We start from the raw sequence: 26,408 nt of genomic DNA, 5'->3' as shown, positions 1-26,408 counted from the left end.
GCCGCAGAAAGGACGCCCGATGAAACTGCAGGACCTCGATGTCATCGTCACCGCTCCACCCCCGCCCGGCTGGGGCGGGCGGTATTGGATACTGGTCAAGGTCACCACGGATACAGGCATAACAGGTTGGGGCGAATGCTATGCCTCATCCGTGGGACCCGAAGCGATGAAGCATGTCATCCGCGATGTGTTCGAACGGCATATGGCCGGAGAGAACCCTGAAAACATCGAACTGATGTTCCGCCGTGCTTATTCCAGTGGCTTCACGCAGCGCCCCGATCTGACGGTTATGGGCGCGTTTTCGGGACTTGAAATCGCCTGCTGGGATATTCTGGGCAAGGATCGCGACCGGCCCGTTCATGCCCTGATTGGCGGGCGGATGAATGAACGTATTCGCGCCTACACGTACCTTTACCCCCTGCCGCAGCATAATCTGACCGATTTCTGGACGTCACCGGAACAGGCTGCGGACTGCGCGGCCGAGATGGTGCGGCGGGGCTATACCGCCGTGAAATTCGACCCGGCGGGGCCTTACACGCTGCGCGGTGGGCATATGCCTGCAATGTCCGACATCTCGATGTCGGTGGCCTTTTGCAAAGCCATCCGCGAGGCCGTCGGCGACAAGGCCGATCTGCTGTTCGGCACCCATGGTCAGTTCAACACCGCCGGTGCCATCCGGCTGGGTCAGGCGTTGGAGCCCTATTCCCCGCTGTGGTTCGAGGAACCCACCCCACCCGACATGATCGACGACATGGCGCGCGTGGCTCGCAACGTGCGCATCCCCGTCGCGACCGGCGAGCGCATGACCACCAAGGCCGAATTCGGCGCCGTCCTGCGCGCCGGAGCCGCCGAGATTCTTCAGCCCGCACTGGGTCGCGCCGGTGGTATCTGGGAGATGAAAAAGGTCGCCGCCATGGCAGAGGTCTTCAACGCCCAGATGGCCCCGCATCTTTATGCCGGACCAGTGGAATGGGCGGCCAACATCCATCTGGCGGCCTCGATTCCGAATATTCTGCTGCTGGAAACCATCGAAACGCCCTTCCACGATCAACTGATCAAAGGCTCGATCCGGATCGAAGACGGTTTTGTCACGCCTCCGACCGCGCCGGGACTGGGGATCGAAGTTGACGAGGATCTGGCCCGCGCACACCCCTACACCGGCGACGGTTTGCACCTGCAAATGCAGGAAGACCCGTGCGACTACGTACACGGGAACGCATTTCAGGGGGGCGCTCCTGCAACCGAGGGGTGACAAGACAGCTTGGGTTGGGGCATATTGCTCCAACTTTTAGCTACTACACGAGCAGATTGTGACAATTCAGGAAACAGTTTCTGATCCCCTTGCACCTGAAACGCCCGTCGACATGCAGGAAAGCGCCAGTCAGGCCGCCGCCTTTCTGAAAACACTGGCGCATGAAGGCCGTCTGATGATCCTGTGCCATCTTGGAGCAGGTGAGAAATCGGTTGGTCAGCTTGAGAAACTTCTGGATATTCGTCAGGCCGCAGTCAGTCAGATGCTGGCCCGCCTGCGCGAAGAGGGACTGGTCACGACGCGCCGCGACGGCAAGGCGATCTATTATTCGCTTTCGGATGGAAACACGGCACAGATGATCGGTCTGCTCTACACGCTGTTCTGCAAACCCCAATCCTGACGGGCGTCAGTTCGAAACGTATCCTGCGATGACCTGTAACAGCTTGAACGCTGTCGCGGCGTCGTTTTCAACCACCGCCAGGAATTCCTCTTCACCGATGCGCAGGCAGGTCAGGTCGGTTTCCGCCACCATGCTCAGCGCGCGCGGTTCTTTGCGGATCAGCCCCAACTCACCCACCAGTGTCCCCGCCCCCACTCGAGTGATCAACTGATCGGCAGCGTCTTTCTGAGGCAGATACAGGCCCGCCTCGCCGTCGATGATCATATAGGCGCCGTCCCTTGGCTGGTCATCCTTCAGGAACACCGTCTCGCCGGCCTTGGCCTCGTACCACTGAGCCCCAAACGCCAGCAGCCGCAGCTGTCTACGATCCAGTTCCGAAAACAGCGGCGTCTGTTCCAGCGCCCGCAGCTTGCGCACCAGATCGGCGGATGCCGCGCCGTCTTCTTCGACTTCCATCGGGGCCTCCTCTGACACAATTCTGCCCTGTCGTACTTCGATGTGCAAATCGAACACATCGGGGTCCTGGAAGTGATCATTCAGGTAGATTACCGTTGTCTCTGGCAAAAGAGCGCGAAGATTTTTGTACACGGCAACCTGAGTGGCCATGTCATAGCTTGCCAGCGCGTTTTCCAGTATCAGGATGTCCGGCTTTTTGATCGTCGCCCGTGTAAACGCCAGTGGCTCGGCAAATACCGCCGGCAAGTTCTGCCCACCCAGCGCAACGGGTACGTCATAGATCAACTCGATGACCAGAGACTGAGCGCCGTTTTCAGCCAAGGCGTCCGCGATGATTTTGCGCACCTCGTCCGAGCGCGCGCCCCCGACTTGACTGACCTTACCGAACAGGGCGTTTTCCAGAACCGTCAATCCCGGCGCGAAGCTGTCCGGGTCGAGGGGAACGAAAACATCATGCAGACGTTCCAAAAGCTCTTCCGAATGGGTTTGCCGCAGTTCCAGAATACGGCCCTTCAACCCGTCGGAAAAGGCTGGACCAATCTGTTCGGCCGAAATGACAAACGGCACCGCAAGCAAATTGGCCAGTTGCGCATCATTCAGTCCCGATGCGCCGTCCTTGCGGGTTTTCTCAACCAACTCAACCGCGGCCTCATAGGTTTTGGCCTCAAGTCCCAGCTTGCGGAACAACGGGTGATCGGTTCCGTCCAGACCAAAGATCTGGCGCAGCATCTCGATCACATCGCGCGTCAGGCTGACCAGTGTCTCGTCCAGTCCCAGTTCTCGCAACTGTCCAAGGAACACGGTCTGCTGCGCCAGCAGGTCCTGGGTTACCGGAACGCGGGGCGTCGCAAACAACAGGTTTTCAGCGACCGGCAAGGCGGGGTTGTATGCGTTGCGGTCAAAGACCAGCGCCTGATGCCCAAGCCCCGCATCCCGGATCGCCTGCTGCACCTGCGGGCGCAATTCCACCAATCTTGCTGCCAGTTCCGGATGCTCTTCAGCGTCAAAGACCTGATCCGCTCCGCGCCGGAACAAGGTATCGCCCGATCCCATCCCTTCGATCAGCTTCAGCCACCAGTCCCTCAGGCTATCGAAATCGTCAAATCCCGCAAGTGACGGGTCAAGCCATTCGGCCCCGAACGGATCGGGGCTGTTTCCGGCGCGCAATGTTTCCTGAAAATCGGGGTCGTCCGGAATGTCACCGACCGGCTGGTATCGCATCGGCATCATCACATTGTCGCCCAATGTGCCCTGAAACATGACCGGGCGCGAGGTCGCAAATCCGATCCGCGCGGCAACGACCCCCTGATGCAGCTCGGACAAATTCAAACCGCCGACTGTCACCTTGCCTGATCCGGGCAGAACCTCTCGTGTCAGCAACTCTCCCAGCGCACGGCGGTCTTCCTCGCTTGGTGCCGAGATTCCGATTGCCCCTCCGCCGGGAAGCGTAACGTCCAGGTCATCCAGAACATGGTTTCCATCGGCATCGCGCACCGACACGTGATCCAGAACGATATCGCCATTCAGCCTGGGACGCTCTGCCGGATCGCCGTCAAACAGGGACTCATCGACCATGCCGTCGGGTGCAAACCGCTCGATGACAACCTCCCAGCGCAGGGACATGTCCTGTGTCTGGTTGTAATAGGCCAGCAACTCTTTCCACGGCGAGCTGAGGTCCTTATAGGCCGCCAGCGCCGCGACCAGCGCACCCAGCGACACCTCGCCCCGTAGAACCAGATAACCGCCGACCAGATAGAACATGAACGGCGTCAGTTGCGAGATGAAGTTGTTGATGAACTTCATAAAGAACTTTTTCTGGTAGATATCGAACCGGATACCGAACAGCCGCCCCAACTGGTCCGACACCATCGCTCGGCGATAGCGCCAGCCGCCATTGCCGCGCAGGGTGGATGCGCCTGCTGCGCTCTCGCCGATCTGGGCGGCCAAAACCCGGACCTCCTGAATGCGTTTCTTGTTCAGCAGGTTGATCTGCCGCTGCAGTTTCGGGATCAACCACGCCTGCAAGGGGATCAGGGCAACCGCTGCCAACCCGAACCAGACACTTTGCAGGAACAGAAACGACAGGATCGTCAGCATCTGGCCCGCCTGCAGCACCGGCTGGCTGATCGCATCGCCCATCAGACCGCCCATCGGCTCGCTTTCAGCGGTGACCATCGATACCAGTTCGCCCTGACTGACGCGTTCGAAATAGGGTTGGGGAAAGCGCAATATCCGGCTGATGAGCTGATAGCGGAACCGCCGCAGCATCCGTTCGCTCAGAACGCCTTTCATCGTATTGATGCGCATTTTCATCAGGCCATGCGCCAATACCGCGGCCAGAAATGCAAAACACAGGATTACCAGAAACTGGGTCTGTTCGAAAGAAAAGCCCCAGAATTCGATCGTTTGGCTGGCGGATCCGATCGCGTCGTTGATGATGCGCTTGGGAAGTTCCAGTGTCAGATACAGCAGCGGGAACAGAGTCGAAGTCACGGCCAGCAGAACCAGCTGATCGCGTTTCGAATACTTCCAGATGAACCTAAATAACGTACGTTCTATGGGACCTGCCCCTGTCGGCTTAACCAGGTGGTTCAATTTTCGCGTCGACCACCAAATTTTTACAGGTTCAATTTATCGCATTCGTGTCAAGTGAAGCAAATGCTAGCGCTTTTTGCCATTCTGCGCCATATGTGAACGAGTTCATTTGCGTGAAACACTTTAAAACCCTAGTCTTGTAAACAGGACGATATCGGGAGGGCCGCCTTGCCTGCTTTGCTTGGCACCATATTTCTGTTGCTCTGCCTTTTGCAGATCAAACATATGTTTGCCGATTTTTATTTACAGACGCCCAAGATGCTTTCCGGTCGGGGCGAGTATTTTCATATGGGTCGGGCGCAACACGCGGCCGTTCATGTCATTGGATCAGTTGTTATTTTTCTGGCCGTCGGGTCGCCGCTCAGTTTCGTGCTGATCATCGCGGCACTGGAATGGATCATTCATTTCAACATTGATTTCGCCAAAGCCAACTATTCCGACAAAAAAAAGCTTCAGCCGACGCAAGCCGCCTACTGGCGTGCCGCCGGTCTGGATCAGTGCCTGCACAACCTGACCTATGTCGCCATGGTCTGGGCCTGGGCCAAATTCGTCGGGTAACGTTCCGCTTCAGGGTTCCACCGGTCGGTTACGCTTGATCGTCCGCAAAACCACATTTGTCTGCGCGCTTGCCACGGCGGGCAGACGGAACAGAAAATCCTCAAGGAACAGGTTATAGGCCGACAGGTCTCGACACAGCACCCGCAGATGGTAATCCGCCTGTCCTGTTGTTGCATAACATTCCTGAACCTCCGGGCTGTTCTCAACCGACCTTATGAACTCGACGATTTTGTCAGGGTCATGCCGGGTCAGATGCACGTGCACAATCGCCTCAAAGCTCAGCCCCATGACGGATGGATTTACGATTGCGCCATAGCGTTCGATCACCCCAAGTTCTTCCAGCGACCTGACGCGCCTCCACAAGGCGGATGCGGACATGCCCACCGCCTCGGCAAGGTCCGCGTTCGAGATGCGGCAATCGCGTTGCAGCATTGTCAAAATCCGCCGGTCGCGGTCATCCAGCTCAGTCATTTTGGTCAGACCTTTCAGAATTCACTGCCTATTTGGCACAGTCTTCCGACTATAAGCTCAAACTTCGGCAAAATTGGATCACATTTCCACAATACATGACCTAGAATTTCTCATCTACCAGAAATACCGAACAGGTTATCCAGATGAGCCGCCACGAGACATCCCTCCAGACATACCAGTTGGAAGATCGCTACAAACTTGAACAGGGCCGGGTTTTCCTGACAGGCACACAGGCCTTGGCTCGTATCATGATGGATCAGGCGCGCCGTGACAGGGATGCCGGGCTGAACACCGCGGGCTTCATCTCGGGCTATCGCGGTTCGCCCCTTGGCGGTCTGGATCTGGAGCTTTGGCGCGCACGGGATCGTCTGAAACAGGATCGCATCACCTTCATGCCCGCCGTGAACGAGGACCTCGGCGCAACAGCAGTACTGGGCGCGCAGCAGGCCTCGCTCGACCCGCAATGCGAAGTCGAGGGCGTGTTTTCCATGTGGTACGGCAAGGGGCCCGGCGTGGACCGGTCTGGTGACGCACTGAAACATGGCAACGCCTATGGATCGGCCCCAAAGGGCGGTGTGCTGGTCGTGGCGGGTGACGATCATGGCTGCGTCAGCTCTTCGATGCCGCATCAATCTGACGTGGCATTCATGGCGTGGTTCATGCCAACGCTGAATCCTTCCTCGGTCGACGAGTATCTGAGTTTCGGCGAATACGGGCTTGCCCTGTCCCGGTTTTCGGGAACATGGGTCGGGTTCAAGGCCATTTCCGAAACCGTGGAAAGCGCCCGGTCGGTCGAACTCCGACCGGACCGGCAGTTCATCTTGCCTGAAATCGACACACCTCCCAACGGCCTGCACGTACGATCGGCCGACCTGCCCTCGCCCGAGATCGAAACACGGATCAAACACAAGCTGCGTGCGGTGCGGGCCTTTGCCGAAGAAAACCCGATTGACCAGCGCATATACGATATCGAGGGCGCAAAATTCGGCTTTGTCACAACGGGCAAAGGGCATCTGGACCTTATGGAGGCACTGCGCCTGCTGGGGCTGGACGAGGCAAAATGCCGAGAGCTTGGCATCGATATTTACAAGGTCGGCATGGTCTGGCCTCTGGCCCGCCGCAACGCCCTGCGTTTCGTGAAAGGCAAGGCCGAAGTTCTGGTCGTCGAAGAAAAACGCGGCATCATCGAAAGTCAGTTCAAGGAATATTTCTATGACTGGCCTGGCGACAAGCCGCATAAAATGGTCGGTAAATACGACAGCCACGGCGAGCCTCTGATCCCCTGGACCGGAGAGTTGAGCCCCCTGATGCTGGCCCCCATCGTCGCCGCGCGCCTGCACACGTTTTTCCCCGAGGAAGGCCTGCCCGCCAAGGCCACGGCGCTGACCGATACGCCGCCGCAACTGATCAACGTGCCGGGCGCAACCCGCACGCCCTATTTCTGTTCGGGCTGCCCGCACAACAGCTCGACCAAGGTGCCCGAAGGCTCAACGGCGGCAAGCGGCATCGGATGTCACGTCATGGCATCGTGGATGGATCGCCAGACCGTCGGCTACGCCCAGATGGGCGGAGAGGGCGTGCCGCATGTGGTCGCTTCGAAATACAATGGCGGCAAGCACATCTTTCAGAACCTTGGCGAAGGGACATGGTATCATTCAGGCTCGCTGGCCATTCGCCAGGCGGTCGCTGCGGGAACCAACATCACCTACAAGATTCTCTACAACGACGCCGTGGCGATGACCGGCGGGCAACCCGTCGACGGCCCGATCAGCGTGGCGGGCATCGCCCAGACCTGCCGCGCCGAAGGGGTCGAGCGGATCGCTATCGTCTCGGACGACATCTCCAAGTTCCATCACGCGGATTTTCCGGCGCAGACCTCGTTTCACGACCGCTCGGAAATGGACTTGCTGCAACGTGAATTGCGCGACATCCCGGGCGTTACTGTTCTGATCTACGAACAGACCTGCGCCACCGAAAAGCGCCGCCGCCGCAAGCGGGGCACGATGGAGGACCCGAACCGTTTTGTCTGGATCAACGATCTGGTCTGCGAAGGCTGCGGCGATTGCTCGGTCGAATCCAATTGCCTGAGTGTCGAACCGCGCGAAACGCCGCTGGGTCGGAAACGCAAAATCAATCTGTCGACCTGCAACAAGGATTTTTCCTGTCTGAACGGCTTTTGTCCCAGCTTCGTCACGGTCGAAGGCGCAACCCGGCGCAAGCAAGCTGCCAAACTGGACCTGAGCACACTTGAAAGCGGTCTGCCCGACCCGAAACTGCCGATACTGGACAAGCCTTTCGACCTGCTGGTGACGGGGGTTGGCGGCACCGGCGTGGTCACGGTGGGCGCCCTGATCACGATGGCCGCGCATCTTGAGGGCCGCGGTACGTCCGTTCTGGACTTTACCGGCTTTGCGCAGAAATTCGGAACTGTCCTCAGCTACATCCGACTGGGCGACAACCCCGAGGCGCTAAATCAGGTCCGCATCGATCAAGGAACCGCAGATGCGGTGATCGGGTGCGATATCGTCGTCAGTTCGGCCCCAAAGGCTTCGGCGCATTATCGGAAGGGCACGCAGGTGGTACTGAACCGGGCCGAAATGCCGACCGGCGATCTGGTTCTGCGACGCGACGCGCAGCTTCGGACCGACGCACGGGAAGAGGCAATCTCACACGTGGTGGGCGCGCAAAACCTCGCGGGCTTTGACGCCAACGCCGCCGCTGAAACCCTGCTGGGCGACGCGGTTTTCGCCAATGTCATGATGCTGGGCTATGCGTGGCAAAAAGGTCTGGTGCCGGTATCCGCTACCGCTTTAGGACAGGCCATCCTGCTGAACGGTGTAGCAATCGAAGCCAACCGGCTCGCCTTTGCCATCGGTCGCTGCATGGCTGCCGATCCGGCAAAGTTGCAAGGTTATTCAGACCCGGCGCCTGAAACCGAAACGCTGGATCAGATGATCACGCGCCGTGTTGACTATCTGACCGTCTATCAGAACGCCCGCTATGCAAAACGCTATACGGATCGCTTGGCTAAAATCCGGACGGCCTTACCGGATGTTCCGGAAGATATGCTGCGTTCCATCGCCCGCAACCTGTTCAGGTTCATGGCCGTAAAGGACGAATTCGAAGTGGCACGCCTCATGACCGGGGACAGTTTCGCGCAAGAACTGGCGCAACATTTTCAGGGTGATTACAAGGTCAGATACCACATGGCCCCACCTATTCTGAACGGACGCCGCGATGCGCGTGGCCGGCCTGCAAAACGCGCTATCGGCCCGTGGCTGCGCCCTGTTCTTGGAGTTCTGGCACGGGCCAAATCTCTGCGCGGATCCGGATTGAACCCCTTCGGTTATCATGCCGAAGCCCGCCTGCACCGTGATATCCGCGACTGGTACAACGCTTTGCTGGATCGCCTGCTGCAAGATTATGATCCCGAAACCGGGGAAGCATGGTGTCAAGCCTTGGCCGCAGCAGATGAAATCCGGGGCTATGGTCCGGTTCGTGAAGACAGCTTTGCCAAGGCGCGTGATACTGTGGAAAGTACCTTGCAATAGCCCTGATCAACAGAATTTCGGCTGGCTCAGACGGGTTCCCCTTCCCAGTATTGCCGGGCATAGTCGCTGAATTCTTCGACCTCTTCAGGCAACGGTTCGACGCCAGTAAAGACGAACAGGTAATGCGGAACCAGCGCCAAACGCGTGGCCAGCGGTTCGTTCAACTGCGCCAGATCGTAACCGATCTGCATATAATAAAGCACGCGCGCACGGGTTTCTGCTTCGGTGTCCTGATACCCGTACCGCGCGAACATGGCACACAGTGCGGTCAGACGATTTGCGTCGGACTGATCCAGCATTCTGCGCACCTTGCCAGATCGGCGCGCCCAGTCCCGCACCGCGAAATCCAGCGCCGTATCGAACAGGGCCGTGTTCACCACGCACCGATGCACATTGCAGACCGCCGCCGTGATCGTCTTGGCGGGCGCTTCGGCCTGCGCGATCAACGCTGCCGTATTTGTGGCCTGCCACCGCGCCAGAAGAGCATCCAGAAGCTCTTGCCGGGACTTGAAGTACCAATAAAAGGATGACCGCGAGACGGCCATGCGCTCGGCAAGGTTCAGCACCTTGACCTGCTCCACCCCGTCCGAGATCAGAACGTCCATGGCCACGTTCAGCCAATCGTCGCGCGTGACCTTGACGTTGCCCACCAACGGCTCGGCATCGGGATCATCGCGGTGAAGGACTGGTTTGGTGTTCATCTGCTCAACTCTCCGGTGGTGCTCCGCCCTCGGCGCTGCGTCGGGCGACGAAATCCTTCAGAGCAGCGGCGCGATCAGCGTCATGCATTGGTGGTTGCGACGTTTCAACGATATTCTTCCATATTCCGGTGGCCCGATGGTTTGCATCGACGGCACCGCGTTCGCTCCATGTACCGAAATTCGACCAATCCCCGACCAGAGGTTCATAGAACTGCGTCTGGTATCGCTCCATCGTATGCGCCGCGCCAAAGAAATGGCCCGAGGGCTGGACCTCGCGCAGAGCGTCCAGCGCAATGTCCGCATCGGTCGCGGGGGTTCCGGCGCACAGCTCGGCCACCATCTGCAGTACTTCCAGATCGGTGATGATTTTTTCGAACGATACCGTCAGCCCGCCTTCAAGCCATCCCGCCGAATGGATCACGACTGTCGCCCCGGCCATCAGGCATCCCCACAACCCGAACTGCGTCTCATTGGCCGCTTGAGCATCGTTGATATTGGCGGCACTGCCACCGGCACAGCGCCACGGCAGCCCGACCTTGCGCGCCAGCTGACCGGCCACCAGCGAAGCGGTGAAATGTTCGGGCGTCCCAAACGCAGGCGCGCCGGACTTCATATCCACATTGCTAGTGAAAGTGCCGTAGCAGACCGGCGACCCGGGCTTGGCTAGCTGGGTCAACGTGATCGCGGCCAACGCCTCGGCATGGCTCAGCGTCATTGCCCCGGCGACCGTCACCGGCGCCATCGCACCCATCAACGTAAAGGGGGTGACGATGGACATCTGCCCGGCCCGGGCAAAGTCGATCAGACCCTGCGCCATCGGCATGTCGATCACGCGGGGCGAGTTGGTGTTGATGATCGTGTAACACCATGGCTGCGCCTGAAATTCATCATCGGACAGGCCCCGAAAAGTCCGGATCATCTCGAACCCGTCCATGACCTGCGGCGTGCCGCGAGAATAGATGAACGGGACCTTGTCACTCAGGGTCAATTCCGCCTCGGTCATCGCGTAGTGGCGCAGATGCATCGGAATATCCTGCGCCTCTACCAGAGGCGGCACCATGTGCAGCACGTCGAAGGCCTGGGTGATCTGGACCATCTCGCGGAAATCACTCAACGTTCCGGGGCGTCTGCCACGTTCAAGATCGGTGGCGTGGGGCGCGCCCGCACCGGGCTGAAACACCAGCCGCCCCAGTTCCAGCGTGATATCACGTTCGGGCACCGCCCCTTTCATGACAATGGACGGGGGAGCAGAGGCCAGCGCCGCATCGACCATCTCGCGACCGACAAAGACCATCTCGTCCTCGACCCGCGCCCCGCCCTGCTGGAACAGGTTGCGCGCTTCGGGCAGCAGGACCTTGATCCCGATCTCCTCCAGTACCGTCAGGGACGCCTGATGCAGCGCCTCGATACGGTCCTCGGTAAAAGCCGCCATCGGCGGGAATGGATTGCGCAGATTACGATAATCCACCTGTCGCAGTGGTGTATCCGCAGCGTCGGCGCGTGCTCGGCGGCCCCGGCGCGTCATGACCGCATCGCCTTGCCTTGGGGGTCGTAAGGTGAAGGGGCAACAACCCGGGCAGGCCGCTCGACCCCGACCACATGAACAGAAAGTTCAGTCCCCGGTGAAGCCCTGTCGCGGTCCAGCAGCGCCATTGCCAGCGACTTGCCGGTATAGTGGCCATACCCGCCCGAGGTCACGAACCCGACGCGTTCGCCATCGGCCCAGATCGGCTCGTACCCGCTGGCATCCGCATCCACCGCGTCGATTTCCAGCGTGACCTGCACCTGTGCCGAACCGTTTCCGTCACGCTCGGCCAGCGCAGCCTCTTTGCCGACGAACTCCTTGTCCCAGTCGATCCAGCGGTCCATTCCGGTCATGCCCGGCGTATAGGCTTGCGTGAATTCCGCCGACCAGATGCCAAAGCTTTTCTCAAGCCGTGTCGAGAGCATCGCGTTGAATCCGCACTCGCGGATGCCTTCTTTGGCTCCGGCCTCCAGCAGCATGCGGCGCAGCTTGATATGATCGCCATAGCGGCAGTTGATCTCATAGCCCTTTTCGCCGGTCACTGACATACGCGCAACGCGGGCGCGGACAAGACCGATGTCAAAATCACCGCAGCCCATGAATTTGAGCCCCGAGATATCCTGTTCCGCCAGCTTTTCGACCACCTCTTGCGATTTCGGCCCAACCACGGCGAACCCGCAATATTCCTCACCCAGATCGCGGATTTCGACACCATCCATCATGTGATCGTCGAACCAGCGCATGTGCCACGCGCGCAGGTAATAGCTGCCCATGATCCACCAAGTCCCGTCGCCCCAGTTGAGCACGGTCAGATCACCCTTGAGCCGCCCATTCTCGCCCAGCATCGGGGCCAGCTTTGCCCGACCCGGTGCGGGGAGTTTCGAGGCCATGACCTTGTCGAGCCAAGCTTGTGCATTTGGTCCGGTGACCTCAAACCGCGAAAAGCCCGAGATATCCATCAAACCCACGCCTTCGCGGACCACCTTGCATTCCTCAGCCACGATATCGTGCGCGTTGGACCGTTTGAGCGTCGGTGTCTCCTCAAACCCTTTTGGCGCGAAATACAGCGGCACTTCCAGATCCCAGCTCACGCCCCATTTGCACCCTGCCTCGCTCATCGCATCATGCGCCGGGGCCATTTTCAGCGGACGGCCCGCAGGCAGTTGCTCGTTCGGGTAGGTCATTACGAATCGGCGGGAATAGAACTGGCCCGTGGTCTCGCGGATATAGCGCTTGTTTTGGGCGAAATCGCCATAGCGCGCCACGTCCATCGGCCATGCATCGGCCTCGGGCTCGCCATGTATCATCCATTCGGCCAGCGTTTTGCCGACACCACCGCCCTGCAGGAATCCTGCCATCACCGCGCAGGCGGACCAGTACCCGCGCTTGCCCGGAACCGGACCGACCAGAGGGTTGCCGTCTGGGGAAAAGGTAAAGGCCCCATTCACCCAGGTCTTGATGCCCACATTCTGAATCGACGGATACCGTTCAAAGCCAAGGGTCAACTCGTTCTCGATCCGGTCCAGCTGTTCCTGAAACAGCTCCTCGCCATAGTTCCACGGCGCGCCGTCCATGGCCCAGTGTTCGTGATCGACCTCATAGATACCGACCAGAACACCTTTCTGGTCCTGTCTCATATAGGTGAACCCTTCCAGATCCACCGTCATCGGCATCTCGAAATCGGCCGCTGCAACCTCGGGAACTGAATCGGTGATCAGATAGTGGTGTTTCAGCGGAGACACCGGCAGTTCGATGCCCGCCATGCGCCCCACCTGCTTGGCCCAGAGGCCTGCAGCGTTGACAACATGTTCGCAGGTGATCGTGCCCTTGTCGGTCACGACCTGCCAGCCATCTTCAGTCTGGATCAGTTCTTCGACCTTGGTTTCCTCATAGTATTCCGCGCCACGTTTTTTTGCGGCGGTGGCATAAGCCTGCACTGTACCTGTTGTGTCGATATAGCCCTCGCGGTCGGCCCACATCGCGCCCAGCACGCCGTCGGTGGACATGATCGGGCAGCGTTTCTGCGCCTCTTCCGGCGTCAGCAACTCGCAATCGTCAATGCCGATGGACTGGAAGGTGCGATAGTTCGACTGCAGCCATTCCCACCGCTCGGGTGTGCCGGCCAGCGTCAGACCGCCGGTCATGTGCAGACCGATATTTTGACCGGATTCCTTTTCGATCTCGCTCAGCAGGTCGATGGTATAGGCCTGCAGCGCCGCCATGTTGGGATCCGCATTCAGTGCATGGATGCCCCCCGCCGCATGCCATGATGACCCCGAGGCCAACCGCCGTCGCTCAAGCATAACGACATCGGTCCAGCCGAATTTGGCCAGATGATACAGAACCGAAGCGCCAACGACGCCGCCCCCGATGACCACAACGCGATACTGAGACTTCATCCCGACCTCCCCTGGACGACTCGCAAGAGACGCTATGCGTACTGTTCACTTCTGTCTAGACATTTCTGTACAGTACTGGATGAAACCCTCGTATGTAATAAATTCAGGAAATTTTCAGATTTGGGCGCTTGGCCGTTCCTGAACGGCCTGGAACCAGTTCAGGGTTGAAGTGTTTCCTTCGGGAATGCGCGCTTTGATCACCCGCGCGAAGTCAACAAAAACAAAGGTCGAAATATCCGCAAGGGTGAAGTGATCGCAGGCAACAAAGGGGCTTTCCTTCAGCCGCTCCTCCAGCACATCGAAGAACCGGGCCAGCCGATCGGAACCGCGCTGTGCCAGTTCCGGTATCTGGGCATAGTTGACCGGCCCCGGAATGGCCCGATCCTTGAATGCCGGATGCGTGTTACGTAGCACTTCGCCGACGGGTAAACCGCCCTGCTGTTCGACAATCGCATTCCACATCAGAACCAACCCCTTTTCGTCGGGCGTTCGTCCCATAAGCGGAGGTTCGGGAAACTGCGCCTCAAGATAGGCGGCGATTCCAAGGTTTTCGGCCAGAACCGTGCCCTCGTCAGTGACCAGCACCGGAATGGTTGCCCGGGGATTGATGGCCCTGAACTCTTCCCCCAACTGTTCGCCCTTGGCGATCGAGACATCGCGGGTTTCGATCTCAAGCCCTTTTTCGGCGATGAACATACGGGCACGGCGTGGATTGGGCGCGGTCGAGCAGTCGTAGAAAATCATGTGTGGGCAACCTTTGATCCGGATGTCACCACGATATGATCAGGCCGCGCCCCAAGGCGAGGGTTTCCTGCCGTTACCCTGCGGAAGTTTCAGGTGATCGCCTGATAGACCGCCCGCGCAATCACCCGTTCTTCATCCGTGGGGATAACAAGGATCGGAATGCCGCCGTCTGAGATCACCGTCGAATTGCTGTCATTCGCTTCGGCGTTCAGGCGGAGGTTCAGAAATTCCATCCCTTCCAGAACCCGTTCCCGGATCGGCGCGGCGTGTTCCCCTATCCCGCCGCAAAACACGACCGCATCCATTCCACCCAGAATGGCCGCCATGGCGCCAAGCTCTCGCTTGATCCGGAATACATAATAGTCAATCGCCTCATTTGCGCGCGGGTCATCGCTGGCCAGCAGGGTCCGCATGTCGTGGCTGATTTCGCTGAGCCCCAAAAGACCGCTTTTCTTGTAAAGGATATGCGTGATCGCATCGACGCTGTGGCCCTGCTCCATCAGATACAGCAGGACGCCTGGATCAAGTTGCCCGCACCGTGTACCCATTGGCAGACCGTCCAGAGCCGAAAAACCCATGGTCGAACCGATGCTCTGCCCGTTTTCGACGGCGCACATCGACGCACCGTTGCCCAGATGGGCAATCACGACCTTGCCCGCCGCAAGCTCGGGGTAATCCTGCTGCAGCTTACCGGTGATGTAGTCATAGGACAGACCGTGAAATCCGTACCGCCTGACGCCCTTCTCATAAATCCGGCGCGGAATGGCAAACGCGTCGTTCACGAAGGGATGGCCAAAGTGAAAGGACGTATCGAAACACCCCACCTGCACCGCGTCGGGGAATGTCTCTTGCGCAGCACGCACGGCGGCAAGGTTGTGTGGCTGATGCAGAGGTGCAAGAGGAGATAGCGCGTCAAGTTGCGTCATCACATGATCAGTCAGAACGGTCGGACCGCTGAACGTTCGGCCACCATGCACGATCCTGTGCCCGACACCGGAAATCCGGTTCTGCCCCAGCCGTGGGCAAATCGCCTCCAGAATCGCTGTGACCGCGTTGGAGTGATCTGCCGGGCCTATCTGAAACGTCTGCCGGGCGTCGTCACCCTCCAGCACAAGACTGGCGACAGGGCCCAGATTTTCAACCTGCCCATGCCACAGCAACGCGGGCTCAGCCTCGGCCCGGTAGACGCCGAACTTGATCGAGGAACTGCCTGCATTCAATGTCAGAATTGCGTTCATTACAGCTCCTGCTTTCCAGACGTCCCTGTTTCTGGGTCTGTGTGGCTGTCAGCGACGATAGACGAAACACCGGCCTTCAACCGCGCCCTCAGGCAGCGAAAGTTCGGTCAGCCCGTCAAAATACATCCGGTCGCTCGACACCATCAGCCCGCCTTCTGCCAACAAAGGTTCGATCAAAGGGGAAACGAACCGTGCAAAGGCATCGTTCTTTTCCAGATTGTGCCCACCAAGATCGGCATGAATCAAACTGGCCGTTGCCCCGAAACGATCAACCGAGGCAGGTAGCGTTTCACGCACATCGCCCAAGATCAGCATCTCGTCGGGCGGTGTGGAATCGGGATGCGAGGCTACGTTGCGCTCGAACACATAGACCGGCCGGTCTGAAATGCGCTGTCGCATGTGGTGATAGGTCCGACCGTTGCCCAATCCCAGCTCAAAGACAGGACCGCCCATCTGCGCCGTTTGCGCGATAGCAAAATCCAGACAGGCGCGCTGGGACACCATGCGATCAATGAATACGTCAAGGCGACTTTTGGTGTCGGACAAGGGCGGGCTCTCCTCTGATAAGGTCAGGCCGGATCGCGCCCGGCGATGAGTTTCATGCCAAATACTCAAGAACTTGTGTAGTCGCACAGCGAAAGTTTTCACAATTCCGCGACGTTTCGGCCTAAGAACGGGTTTGACTAGTTGGGTCCAAGCGCGCGAAACTGTGATAAAAAAAACAGGGAGTTGTAAAAGCCGATGTCGATCTGCGACAAGACGGGTGGAAAACCCGAATGACCCCGTTGTTGTCTGTCCGGGATCTGAGCATCGGCTTTGGCACGGCGGACCCGGTCGTCAGGGACGTCAATTTCGACGTCGAGCCGGGCCAAACGCTTGCATTGGTTGGCGAATCCGGTTCGGGCAAGACAATCACCTGCCGCGCGGTTCTGCGTATTCTGCCCCGCACCGCCCAGATCCGTAGCGGGACAATGACACTGGGCGGCGGATCAGAACCGACGATCCTGTCACAAATCTCCGAGCGCCGGATGCGTGATATTCGCGGCGACCGAATCTCGATGATCTTTCAGGAACCGATGCGATCGCTCTCGCCGCTTCACAAAATCGGCAATCAAGTCAGCGAAGTGCTGTGGCTGCATCGCGGCGCGTCCGAGCGTCAGGCCAAACGCACGGTTCTGGAACAATTCGAACGCGTCGGGTTCCCCGATCCTGAACGGGCCTACAACTCGTACCCGTTCGAAATGTCCGGCGGGATGCGCCAGCGCGCGATGATCGCGATGGCGATGGTGTCCAAGCCGGACCTGCTGATCGCGGACGAACCGACAACCGCGCTGGACGTGACCACGCAGGCGCAGGTGCTGGGGCTGATCAAGGAGCTTCAGAGAGAAACGGGGATGGCCCTGATCCTTGTCACCCACGATCTGGGCGTTGTTGCCAATATGGCCGAACAGGTCGTCGTCATGCACAAAGGCCGCGTGATGGAGGCCGGAGCGGCGAACCTCATCCTCGAATCCCCGGCCCACCCCTACACGCAGCAGCTTTTTAATGCGGCGCCCGCCATTCCCGATCAGGATACGGTTGGCCTGCCGATGCCCGACGAAGACCTGATTTTGGAACTGAAGGGCGTCTCCAAGACCTATACCATGCGGTCCAGTCAAGGCTGGAAAGCGGAAAAACTAATCCATGCCTGCCGCGGTGTGGATTTCAAGCTCGCCCGCGGCAAAACACTGGCCATCGTCGGCGAAAGCGGGTCGGGCAAGACAACAGCCGCGCGGATCGCACTTGGAGCCGAATTGCCCGATCCCGGCGGCGAGGTTCTGTTCCGCCCTACCCCCGATCAGGAGCCGATTACTGTCCACAAGATGAGCCGCGCTGAACGAACGGCATTCCAGCGGCAGGCCCAGATGGTGTTTCAGGACCCCTACAGCTCTCTTAGCCCTCGCATGCGCATTCAGGACGCGATGACCGAACCGCTGGAAATCCACGGCATCGGCGGACCTGCCGAGCACCGGGAGAAAGCGGCCGAGATGCTAAGACGTGTGGGACTGAACGCCGACATGCTGAAACGCTATCCGCATGCCTTTTCGGGCGGCCAGCGGCAACGTCTGTCCATCGCCCGCGCCATGATGCTGGACCCGTCGCTGATCGTTTGCGACGAGCCGACCTCGGCCCTGGATGTATCCGTGCAGGAACAGATACTGACCCTGCTGGAACAGCTTCAGGACAGCCTGAACCTGTCCTACCTCTTCATTTCGCACGACCTTGCCGTTGTAGCCCGAATTGCCGACGAAGTTGCGGTGATGCGCCAAGGTCTGGTCGTCGAGCAAGCCCCGCCCGACACACTGTTTTACAACCCCAAACACCCATACACCAAAGCGCTGATCGCGGCGCAGCCGGAACCCGATATCAACCGTCCCATCGACCTGAATCTGGTCGCTTTGGGTGCGGGCTCTCCCGACAGTTGGGATGAAGCCTTTCGGTTTTCCGAGTCCGTGATACCCTCGCTGGTGGAAATGGAGCCCGGCCATAAGGTACGTTGCCATGTTTAAGACCCCTCGAAAATCACTGCTTCTGGCCACTGCGCTGGCATTTGCATCCCTCCTTCCGGCTGCGGCGGAAACCGTTCCCCCCGCTCAGGAAGGCGCGTTCTGGAAATCCGAAGTGGACGCGGGAAATCTGCCTCCGGTTCAGGAACGACTTCCCGCTGAACCGCTGATTGTCGACCTTGCAGCCAAGGGGCGCGAGTTCGGCACCGAAGGCGGCACACTGCGCACCATGGTCACCCGGTCCAAGGATTTGCGCCAGATGGTTGTCTATGGCTATGCGCGGCTAGTGGGCTATGACGAAAACTACGAACTTGTCCCGGATCTGCTGCAGTCGTTCGAAAACGAAGACAACCGGAAATTCACCCTGCACCTGCGCGAAGGGCACAAATGGTCGGACGGTTCGCCTTTCACCTCCGACGACTTCCGATACTGGTGGGAGGACGTTGCCAACAACGACTTTCTCAGCCCTTCCGGCCCGCCGGATTTCTTGCTTGTGAACGGTAATCCGCCCTCGGTGTCCTTCCCGGACGAAACAACTGTTGTTTATGAATGGGACGATCCGAACCCGAACTTTCTGCAAAGCCTGGCGCAGGCCCGACCGCCTTTCATCTATCGCCCGGCAGAATTCCTGAAACAGTATCACGAGGATTATGCGGAACCGGCTGCACTGGCAGCGGCGGTCGAGGACACACGGGTCAAAAGCTGGGCGGCGCTGCACAACAAGCTGGACAACATGTACAAATTCGACAACCACGAACTGCCGACATTGCAGCCGTGGGTCAACGCCAGCTCGGGCAAGAAAATCCGTCACCACTTTGTCCGCAATCCCTATTATCACCGGGTTGATGCCAAAGGCGTGCAACTGCCCTATATCGACGTCATCGAGATGGAGATCGTGGCCCCCGGTCTGGTCGCGGCCAAGGCCAATGCGGGTGAAACGGATCTTCAGGGGCGAGGATTGGACTTTCGCGACGCCTCGATCCTGAAAAAGGGTGAGGATGGGGGAGGTTACAAAACCTACCTCTGGGAAACCGGTGTCGCCTCGCAGATCGCGATCTATCCCAACCTTAACTTTACCGACGATGTCTGGCAAAAAGTGCTGCGCGACGTGCGGGTACGCCGCGCCTTGTCTCTGGCCATTGACCGGAAAACCATCAACCAGGCCCTGTATTTCAAGCTGGCAAAACCGGGGGCAATGTCGGTTCTGCCCGCCTCGGCCTTCTATAACGAGGACAATCAGGCGGCCTGGGCCCAGTTCGATCCCGAAACGGCAAATCGGTTGCTGGACGAGGCCGGTCTGGACAAGCGGGACAAGAACGGCATCCGCATGCTGCCGGATGGCCGCTCGATGGAACTGATCATTGAAACCGCCGGTGAACGTCAGGAAGTTGAAAACGCGCTGCAGATCGTGACCGACAACTGGCGGGACGTCGGTGTCAAACTGGTGATGCGTCCGCTGGACCGGGACATCCTGCGCAACCGGGTCTTTGCCGGCAACTCAATGGCATCGGTCTGGTTCGGCTGGGACAACGGCATTCCACAGGTCTATACCTCGCCCGCATATCTGGCACCCACCGATCAGGTGTTTCTGGCCTGGCCGAAATGGGGTCAATATCATCAGACCGGGGGTGAAGTCGGCGAGAAACCGGACATGCCCTCGGCCGAACGGCTGATGGAGCTGGCCCATGACTGGGACATGGCCTCGACGGATGAAGAACGCGCCGCTGCGTGGGAAGAAATGCTGAAAATCCACGCGGATGAGGTGTTTGGCATCGGCATTCTGAACGGGGCGCCTCAGCCCATCGTCGTTTCCAACCGGCTGCGCAACGTGCCGCAAAAAGCGCTGTGGGCCTGGGATCCGGGTTCGCATTTCGGAGTCCACCGCGTAGATGAGTTCTTTTTTGCGGAATGACGGGAGCAGCTGAATGATAATGCTGCGCTACGCAGTCTACCGCTTTTTCACCATGCTGCTTACGCTGCTGGTGGTATCGGCACTGATCTTCGTGATCATCAATCTGCCCCCCGGTGATTATCTGAGCAATCAGATCGCCGAGTTGCAGGCCTCGGGTCAGTCCGCGGGCGTGGCCAAGGCAGAGTTTCTGCGCAAGGAATACGCGCTCGACCGCCCCTTGTGGGAACAATACATGATCTGGATGGGTTTCATGCCCGGTCCACACGGGTTTTCGGGGCTCATTCAGGGCAACTACGGATGGTCCTTCGAGTTCGACCGGCCCGTGTCCGAAATCGTCGGTGACAGCCTGTGGCTGACCGTTGTCGTCAATCTGGCTGCCGTTCTGTTTGTCTATGCCGTTGCCCTGCCGCTGGGTGTTCTGGCGGCAGCGCGGTCCCGCACCTGGGTCGATTACACATCCGCCTTCGTTGGCTACCTGGGTCTGGCAACGCCGAACTTTCTGCTGGCGCTGATCCTGTTCTACTATGGCCACCGCTATTTCAACCTGCCCATTGGGGGCTTGATGGACCCGTCTTTTGAGGGCCAGCCGATGAGTTGGGAAAAGCTCAAGTCGATCCTGATTCACCTGATCGTACCGACCTTTGTTATCGGCACATCCGGCGCGTCGGCCATGATGCAGCGCCTGCGCGCCAATATGCTGGATGAACTTGGCAAACCCTACGTGGAAACCGCCATCGCCAAGGGGATGGCGCCGTCGCGAATGTTGACAAAATACCCGCTGCGCGTGGCCTTCAACCCGTTTGTCGCAGATATCGGCAACCTGCTCCCGTCGATGGTTTCGGGCTCGGTTCTGGTCTCGGTCGTGCTTGGCCTGCAGACCATCGGCCCGACCTTGCTAACCGCGTTGAAAACACAGGACCAGTTCCTGTCGGGCTTTGTTCTGATGTTCGTGGCCCTACTGACGCTGGTGGGCACAATGATCTCGGATATCCTGCTGGTCATGCTTGACCCGCGCATCCGCTATGAGGGGCGCGAGGCATGACGAAACTCCCCGACGGTCGCTATGTCGACGACGCCGAATTCGATCCGCAGGCTTCGCTACAACAGCTTGAGCGCAAGGATCTGGATGCACCGAACTGGGTGCTGGTCTGGCGCAAGTTCAGAACGCACAAGCTGGGGCTGGTTTCTGGCATCTTCCTTCTGCTGTGCTATCTGATGCTGCCTTTCGCCGGGTTCATCGCACCCTACGGACCGAACGACAGAAATGGCGAACACCTCTATGCGCCGCCCCAATCGGTAAACTGGTTCCACGAAGGAGAGTTCGTCGGTCCGTATATCTATCCGATCGTGGCCGAAGCCGATCTGGAAACCTTCCAGTGGAAATTCGTCCCCGACACGGAAAACCCGAAACCGATCCGCTTTTTCTGCCAGGCCTCTACCTACAAATTGGCCGGGCTCATCAAAACCGACAGGCACCTGTTCTGCGCGCCCGAAGGGGCCACGCTGTTTCTGTGGGGCTCTGACCGGCTTGGCCGGGACGTCTTCAGCCGTATCCTCTATGGCGCTCAGCTATCGCTTACGGTTGGCCTGATCGGCATTTCAGTGTCCTTCTTTCTAGGCATCCTTTTTGGTTCGATGGCCGGGTATTTCGGTGGCAAGATCGACTGGGTCATCAACCGGGTGATCGAAATCCTGCGCTCGCTGCCGGAACTGCCGCTGTGGCTGGCGCTATCCGCCGCCGTGCCGTCCAACTGGAGCCCCGTCGCGGTGTTCTTCATAATCTCAATCATCCTTGGGATTCTTGACTGGCCGGGGCTGGCCCGATCCGTTCGGGCAAAGTTCCTTTCCCTGCGCGAAGAGGAATATGTGCGCGCCGCCGAGATGATGGGCGCAAGCTCGGGTCGGGTGATCCGCAAGCACCTGTTGCCGAACTTCATGTCCCACCTGATCGCCTCGGCGACGCTTTCGATACCGGCGATGATTTTGGGCGAAACCGCGCTCAGCTTCCTTGGCCTCGGCCTGCGTGCGCCTGCGGTCAGTTGGGGAGTCATGCTGAACGATGCTCAGAACCTTGCCTCAATCGAGATTTATCCGTGGACGGCAATCCCGATGTTGCCGATCATCATCATCGTTCTGGCCTTCAACTTCCTCGGTGACGGTCTGCGCGACAGTCTGGACCCCTATCAGCAATGACCTTGCTGTCCTCTCTTCCTGCCCCGGATACCTATCGGTTGAAGGGGGGCGGTTATCGGCCCAGCGCATTTGCGGTCAGTGAACTTGCATCGGCGTCCTTTGCCACCGTCGGGCAGGAACTGGCCCGGCTTATGGTGGCGCTGAACCTTGCCCCCGAAAGGCCCGAGGTCAGTGTCGATCACCGGCTGGCCTCTCTCTGGTATGGCTGGTCGTTCAAACCGGACGGTTGGGAGATGCCCGGCGCATGGGACGCAATTGCCGGTGATTACCGCGCCTCGGACGGCTGGATCAGGTTGCACACCAACCTGCCGCAACACCGCGCCGCGGCGCTGCGCGTACTGGGGGTACCGCACGATCGCGATGCCGTTGCCAGTGAGGTATCGACCCGTTCCATCAACGATCTTGAAACCGTTATCGTGGCGCAGGGTGGCGTTGCAGCAGCCATGCGCAGCCGCGATGAGTGGCTGTCCCATCCGCAGGGTCGGGCGGTTGCCAGTTCGCCCCTGATCGACTGGCGGCATCCGCGCAACTGCAAACTCCGCCCCCGCCCTCAGGCTTCGGCACAACGCCCATTGGCCGGTCTGCGTGTCCTTGATCTGACCCGCGTTCTCGCCGGCCCGGTTTCGACCCGCACACTTGCTGCTTTCGGGGCCGATGTGCTGCGCATTGATCCGCCCGGCTGGGATGAGCCGGGCGTGATTCCCGACATCTCACTGGGTAAACGCTGCGCGTTTCTCGATCTCAAAAAATCGGACGGCCTCGACCGCCTGAAACAGCTTCTGTCCGAGGCAGACGTTTTCATCCATGGTTACCGGCCCGGCGCTCTGGACGGTCTGGGACTGGACCGGGCGACACGCGACACGCTGGCGCCGAACCGGGTCGAGGTTACCCTGAACGCCTATGGCTGGCGCGGCCCCTGGTCCTCGCGCCGGGGTTTTGACAGCCTTGTGCAGATGAGCGCGGGGATTGCAGATGCAGGCCGCGTCTGGGCCAATGCCGACAAACCAACACCGCTGCCGGTTCAGGCCCTGGACCATGCCACAGCGTATCTGATGGCCGCGGCGATTCTGTCCGCACTGGCCAACGCTGCCAGCGGCGAAACGATCGCACTGGCCCATCTGTCCCTTGCCCGCACCGCCGAGCTTTTGGCGGGGTTGAGCAAATCCGAAGAAGGGGATGAGATTTCCTCGACAGCGGCAGAGGACTATTCCTCTGCAACCGAAGATTCCGGCTGGGGTCTGGGGCATCGCCTTGCACCCGCCTTGCAGGTGGGACAAACCCGAATGACTTGGCCCCTGCCCGCCACAAAACTCGGCACGGCCAAGCCCGTCTGGTCCGAGACGTCGAACTAATCGCAACCGCCGCGCGGTACGCGCGGCCCGGCCCAACGCTTTGTTCAGTGTCTCTTCAGAGACGCGGATCAAAGGGGCGGGAGTATTCCTGCCCACATTTACCGGTCATCTCCTCCGGGGCCGACATCGTCCAGATAATCCTCGTCGATGGCAGCCTGCACGGCCCCGGTCACGGCCTCACGCTCTTTTGGCGTCAGGTCAGCGGGGTTCTTTTCATCAGCCAACCGAACCGTGACCTCACGGTGCGCGAACCGGACACCTTCGCGTGCAAACAACTCGCGTATTTCCTGATAGACCTTCTTGCGAACCAGCCACTGATCGCCCGGCTTGGTCATGAATTTCACCCGGATGATCATGGCCGAGTCCTGCATTTCGATGACACCTTGCGACTTCAGCGGCTGAATGAAGTTGTCGCCGATCACAGGGTCCGTCAGCAGTTCCTGCCCCAGCTTCTTGATCAGCTTGCGGACCTTTTCGACATCCGTGTCATAAGTGACCCTCAGCGGCAGCTTCATGATCACCCAGTCGCGTGAGTAGTTGGTCAGAACCTTGATCTCTCCAAACGGAATGGTGTTGAGCGCGCCCAGATGGTGGCGCAGCTGCATCGAACGGACCGAGATCTTCTCAACCGTCCCTTTGACGTCGCCGATATCGATATATTCGCCCTTCCGGAACGCGTCGTCCATCAGGAAAAAGGCACCCGAAAAGATATCCCGCACCAACGTCTGCGATCCGAATCCAACCGCCAGACCGACGACACCGGCACCGGCAAACAGCGGGCTTACGTTGATGCCAAGCTCCATCAGGACAATCAGAACGATGGTCACCACCACGACAGCCAGAATGGCACCCCGGAACAGCGGCAGCAGGGTTGCCAGACGGCTTTGCCCGCCCTCGCCACCTTCATCACCAAGCTCTGCCTCGGCGCCACCGTCGTCGGTTTCCTCGGCGATCTTGCTGTCGATCCAGATGCGGAAGAAATTGAACAGGATGTAGCCGATGAAAATGATCACCATGACGTCCAGCGCCCGTTCAATCGGCAGGTCATCGCTCCAGCCTGCTTCGGGATGCCAGATCACGACTAGCGCATAGATGCCGACCACAAAGGCCAGAATACCCGCAACCCGCCTTGCGAGGTCCTCATAGGTCAGAATCGCGTGCTTTCTCTGTTCGGCCTCGGGGGTTTTCTCGGCCTCGCCTACTTCACCGGGTTCGACGGCTTCGGCGTTCATTTCCTCGATCCTACGCGAGCGATCGAAATACCGCTCCAGCATGTAGTTCATCGCGCCATAGGCGATTACGACAGACATGAAGATTGCATAGGAACTGGCCACCAGCGGTACCGGTGCCGGATTTTCAAGGACCAAATCCAACGCCAGCCGGAACCAGCTGAAGATGATATAGACCCCCAGTGCCGGCGCCCACCCAAACGACACGAAGCGCAATATCCATGACACTTGCTCGGGCGCCCGCCCCCCCCGGATCGCATTGGAAATGGCCCGGGCGTTGAACAGGATCATAAGAATGTTGGCAAACGCACCGACCAGCGTCAGGCTGCCGTAAACCATGGCATATACGTTGTAGTTCAGGCCAAAGTCCGCCACCCATGTCGAAAACAGCACGACCGAAATATCAAAGGTCGCGATCGCCGATGCCCAGAGGAAAAGGCGCTTGGCATTGCGATCGGAAAACGGCGGCAGGCGGTACTGGCTGAGGAACGGCGACAGGACCATGCGCCACAGATCGGACACCGTGCGCGACAGGAAATAGGCCGTGAAAATCGCCGTTATGGTGAACTGGACCGAGATATCTTCTGCCTCGCCGAAGATCAGATACCCGACGATCAGCGCCATCAGCATCGCAAAGACGGTTCCGCCAATTCCCATCAGGAACCGGAATACGAGGAATGGCATCTTTTCGCGGTAGCCAATCGGATTTTCCTTGATCCGGGCAACGACAAAGCGCTTGGCGATCCGCTTGCCGTAAATCTCGACCGACAGCCATCGCCCCAGCAACAGCAGCAGGATGTTCCAGAACAGAACTTCGGCATAGGTCTGAATACGGCCGTCGGGGCTGGTCTGGCGCAGAATGTACTGCACCTCGAACACGGAATATGGCAGCGCTTCAAGCCGGGATTCGAGCGATGCGCGGAATTTCGAAAACCGCTCCTGCGCCTTCATCAGCTGCGACCCTTCAGCCATTGGATCTGCGGCGTCGGCCCCCGCACCGGACCCGGCGCCGGTCGCCCCGGTAACCACAGTGCCCGCGTTGTCGATCACGATGACGCTGGCGCCCGCCTCGGTGGCGGCACGGATCGCGGCGGCCAGTTCCCCGTCGGGTTTTGTCTCGGCCTCGCTCGATCCGCCGAGCGGATATCCCGGAATAAGCGATGTCTGCGCCGATGCACCCGGAGAGAGTGCCACCAGTACAGCCCAAAAGGTCAGGGCCAGTCCGACCAGAAACGTATGCTTCATAAGGTTTTGCGTCCAGTTCACGTGATGCAGGGCAGGTTACA

At 59.3% G+C, this 26,408-nt stretch carries 18 protein-coding genes; 9 read left to right on the top strand and 9 right to left on the bottom strand.

Annotated elements, in window-relative coordinates:
* The first annotated feature begins 19 nt into the window (after nt 1–19).
* Both ACR0NW_RS17900 and ACR0NW_RS17895 read left to right on the top strand, forming a co-directional pair.
* Nucleotides 20–1,252 (top strand): mandelate racemase/muconate lactonizing enzyme family protein, encoded by a 1,233-nt coding sequence (locus tag ACR0NW_RS17900; RefSeq protein ID WP_480451845.1) that lies wholly within the window; start codon nt 20–22, stop codon nt 1,250–1,252.
* A gap of 112 nt (nt 1,253–1,364) precedes the next feature.
* Entirely contained in the window at nt 1,365–1,652 is a 288-nt protein-coding gene (locus ACR0NW_RS17895; RefSeq protein ID WP_170654433.1) for a metalloregulator ArsR/SmtB family transcription factor, read from the top strand.
* Nucleotides 1,653–1,658: 6 nt separating this feature from the next.
* On the opposite strand, the gene ACR0NW_RS17890 is transcribed toward ACR0NW_RS17895, so the two are convergent.
* Nucleotides 1,659–4,703, bottom strand: a complete 3,045-nt coding sequence (locus ACR0NW_RS17890) for an ABC transporter transmembrane domain-containing protein (protein WP_480451843.1) — start codon at nt 4,701–4,703, stop codon at nt 1,659–1,661.
* Between the two features lie 168 nt (nt 4,704–4,871).
* Between ACR0NW_RS17890 and ACR0NW_RS17885 the strand changes: the two genes are divergently transcribed.
* The gene (locus tag ACR0NW_RS17885) at nt 4,872–5,261 is read left to right on the top strand and encodes a DUF3307 domain-containing protein (protein ID WP_170654217.1); all 390 of its coding nucleotides are present in this window, start codon (nt 4,872–4,874) and stop codon (nt 5,259–5,261) included.
* 9 nt (nt 5,262–5,270) lie between these two features.
* On the opposite strand, the gene ACR0NW_RS17880 is transcribed toward ACR0NW_RS17885, so the two are convergent.
* The gene (locus tag ACR0NW_RS17880; RefSeq protein ID WP_170654219.1) at nt 5,271–5,732 is read right to left on the bottom strand and encodes an Lrp/AsnC family transcriptional regulator; all 462 of its coding nucleotides are present in this window, start codon (nt 5,730–5,732) and stop codon (nt 5,271–5,273) included.
* Nucleotides 5,733–5,875: 143 nt separating this feature from the next.
* On the opposite strand from ACR0NW_RS17880, the gene ACR0NW_RS17875 reads away from it, so the two are divergent.
* Nucleotides 5,876–9,283 carry an indolepyruvate ferredoxin oxidoreductase family protein gene (locus tag ACR0NW_RS17875; RefSeq protein ID WP_480451841.1) on the top strand — a complete coding sequence of 1,136 codons (3,408 nt, stop codon included), beginning with the start codon at nt 5,876–5,878 and terminating at the stop codon, nt 9,281–9,283.
* 26 nt (nt 9,284–9,309) lie between these two features.
* On the opposite strand, the gene ACR0NW_RS17870 is transcribed toward ACR0NW_RS17875, so the two are convergent.
* From ACR0NW_RS17870 to ACR0NW_RS17845, 6 genes are all read right to left on the bottom strand, one after another.
* Nucleotides 9,310–9,984, bottom strand: a complete 675-nt coding sequence (locus ACR0NW_RS17870) for a TetR/AcrR family transcriptional regulator (RefSeq protein WP_480451839.1) — start codon at nt 9,982–9,984, stop codon at nt 9,310–9,312.
* A 4-nt stretch (nt 9,985–9,988) separates the two neighbouring features.
* Entirely contained in the window at nt 9,989–11,509 is a 1,521-nt protein-coding gene (locus tag ACR0NW_RS17865) for a trimethylamine methyltransferase family protein (RefSeq protein WP_480451837.1), read from the bottom strand.
* Nucleotides 11,506–13,908, bottom strand: a complete 2,403-nt coding sequence (locus ACR0NW_RS17860) for a GcvT family protein (protein ID WP_480451835.1) — start codon at nt 13,906–13,908, stop codon at nt 11,506–11,508. The genes ACR0NW_RS17865 and ACR0NW_RS17860 overlap by 4 nt, the downstream gene beginning before the upstream one ends.
* Nucleotides 13,909–14,022: 114 nt before the next feature.
* Nucleotides 14,023–14,652 (bottom strand): glutathione S-transferase family protein, encoded by a 630-nt coding sequence (locus ACR0NW_RS17855; protein WP_480451833.1) that lies wholly within the window; start codon nt 14,650–14,652, stop codon nt 14,023–14,025.
* Between the two features lie 89 nt (nt 14,653–14,741).
* Nucleotides 14,742–15,890 (bottom strand): acetate/propionate family kinase, encoded by a 1,149-nt coding sequence (locus tag ACR0NW_RS17850; RefSeq protein ID WP_480451832.1) that lies wholly within the window; start codon nt 15,888–15,890, stop codon nt 14,742–14,744.
* Between the two features lie 48 nt (nt 15,891–15,938).
* A complete protein-coding gene (locus ACR0NW_RS17845) occupies nt 15,939–16,436 on the bottom strand; it encodes a class I SAM-dependent methyltransferase (RefSeq protein WP_480451830.1) in 498 nt (165 codons plus the stop codon).
* Nucleotides 16,437–16,666: 230 nt separating this feature from the next.
* Here ACR0NW_RS17845 and ACR0NW_RS17840 point away from each other — a divergent pair, with 230 nt between their 5' ends.
* Genes ACR0NW_RS17840 through ACR0NW_RS17820 form a run of 5 tightly spaced genes read left to right on the top strand, consistent with a single transcriptional unit; the run spans nt 16,667 to nt 23,893 of the window.
* Nucleotides 16,667–18,439: an ABC transporter ATP-binding protein gene (locus ACR0NW_RS17840; protein WP_480451829.1), complete on the top strand. Its 1,773-nt coding sequence runs from the start codon at nt 16,667–16,669 to the stop codon at nt 18,437–18,439.
* Nucleotides 18,432–20,348 carry an ABC transporter substrate-binding protein gene (locus ACR0NW_RS17835; protein ID WP_480451827.1) on the top strand — a complete coding sequence of 639 codons (1,917 nt, stop codon included), beginning with the start codon at nt 18,432–18,434 and terminating at the stop codon, nt 20,346–20,348. Before ACR0NW_RS17840 ends, ACR0NW_RS17835 begins: the two co-directional genes overlap by 8 nt.
* Nucleotides 20,349–20,361: 13 nt before the next feature.
* Nucleotides 20,362–21,390: an ABC transporter permease gene (locus ACR0NW_RS17830; protein WP_170654238.1), complete on the top strand. Its 1,029-nt coding sequence runs from the start codon at nt 20,362–20,364 to the stop codon at nt 21,388–21,390.
* Nucleotides 21,387–22,541 (top strand): ABC transporter permease, encoded by a 1,155-nt coding sequence (locus ACR0NW_RS17825; RefSeq protein WP_170654240.1) that lies wholly within the window; start codon nt 21,387–21,389, stop codon nt 22,539–22,541. Before ACR0NW_RS17830 ends, ACR0NW_RS17825 begins: the two co-directional genes overlap by 4 nt.
* Nucleotides 22,538–23,893, top strand: coding sequence for a CoA transferase (locus tag ACR0NW_RS17820; RefSeq protein WP_480451825.1), 1,356 nt, complete (start codon nt 22,538–22,540; stop codon nt 23,891–23,893). The genes ACR0NW_RS17825 and ACR0NW_RS17820 overlap by 4 nt, the downstream gene beginning before the upstream one ends.
* 98 nt (nt 23,894–23,991) lie before the next feature.
* On the opposite strand, the gene ACR0NW_RS17815 is transcribed toward ACR0NW_RS17820, so the two are convergent.
* A complete protein-coding gene (locus ACR0NW_RS17815) occupies nt 23,992–26,367 on the bottom strand; it encodes a mechanosensitive ion channel family protein (RefSeq protein WP_480451823.1) in 2,376 nt (791 codons plus the stop codon).
* Nucleotides 26,368–26,408 lie beyond the last annotated feature (41 nt).

Source organism: Ruegeria sp. CF5 (genome assembly GCF_056537325.1).
The sequence above is the reverse complement of the archived record's forward strand: the minus strand, read 5'-3'. Positions and strand labels throughout refer to the sequence as shown.

What these genes read in the sequence shown, in the direction of transcription:
- ACR0NW_RS17900 (WP_480451845.1), top strand. Translation starts at nt 20, where the DNA reads ATGAAACTGCAGGACCTCGATGTCATCGTCACCGCTCCACCCCCGCCC.
- ACR0NW_RS17895 (WP_170654433.1), top strand. Translation starts at nt 1,365, where the DNA reads ATGCAGGAAAGCGCCAGTCAGGCCGCCGCCTTTCTGAAAACACTGGCG.
- ACR0NW_RS17880 (WP_170654219.1), bottom strand. Translation starts at nt 5,732, where the DNA reads ATGACTGAGCTGGATGACCGCGACCGGCGGATTTTGACAATGCTGCAA.
- ACR0NW_RS17875 (WP_480451841.1), top strand. Translation starts at nt 5,876, where the DNA reads ATGAGCCGCCACGAGACATCCCTCCAGACATACCAGTTGGAAGATCGC.
- ACR0NW_RS17870 (WP_480451839.1), bottom strand. Translation starts at nt 9,984, where the DNA reads ATGAACACCAAACCAGTCCTTCACCGCGATGATCCCGATGCCGAGCCG.
- ACR0NW_RS17865 (WP_480451837.1), bottom strand. Translation starts at nt 11,509, where the DNA reads ATGACGCGCCGGGGCCGCCGAGCACGCGCCGACGCTGCGGATACACCA.
- ACR0NW_RS17860 (WP_480451835.1), bottom strand. Translation starts at nt 13,908, where the DNA reads ATGAAGTCTCAGTATCGCGTTGTGGTCATCGGGGGCGGCGTCGTTGGC.
- ACR0NW_RS17855 (WP_480451833.1), bottom strand. Translation starts at nt 14,652, where the DNA reads ATGATTTTCTACGACTGCTCGACCGCGCCCAATCCACGCCGTGCCCGT.
- ACR0NW_RS17850 (WP_480451832.1), bottom strand. Translation starts at nt 15,890, where the DNA reads ATGAACGCAATTCTGACATTGAATGCAGGCAGTTCCTCGATCAAGTTC.
- ACR0NW_RS17840 (WP_480451829.1), top strand. Translation starts at nt 16,667, where the DNA reads ATGACCCCGTTGTTGTCTGTCCGGGATCTGAGCATCGGCTTTGGCACG.
- ACR0NW_RS17835 (WP_480451827.1), top strand. Translation starts at nt 18,432, where the DNA reads ATGTTTAAGACCCCTCGAAAATCACTGCTTCTGGCCACTGCGCTGGCA.
- ACR0NW_RS17830 (WP_170654238.1), top strand. Translation starts at nt 20,362, where the DNA reads ATGATAATGCTGCGCTACGCAGTCTACCGCTTTTTCACCATGCTGCTT.
- ACR0NW_RS17825 (WP_170654240.1), top strand. Translation starts at nt 21,387, where the DNA reads ATGACGAAACTCCCCGACGGTCGCTATGTCGACGACGCCGAATTCGAT.
- ACR0NW_RS17820 (WP_480451825.1), top strand. Translation starts at nt 22,538, where the DNA reads ATGACCTTGCTGTCCTCTCTTCCTGCCCCGGATACCTATCGGTTGAAG.
- ACR0NW_RS17815 (WP_480451823.1), bottom strand. Translation starts at nt 26,367, where the DNA reads ATGAAGCATACGTTTCTGGTCGGACTGGCCCTGACCTTTTGGGCTGTA.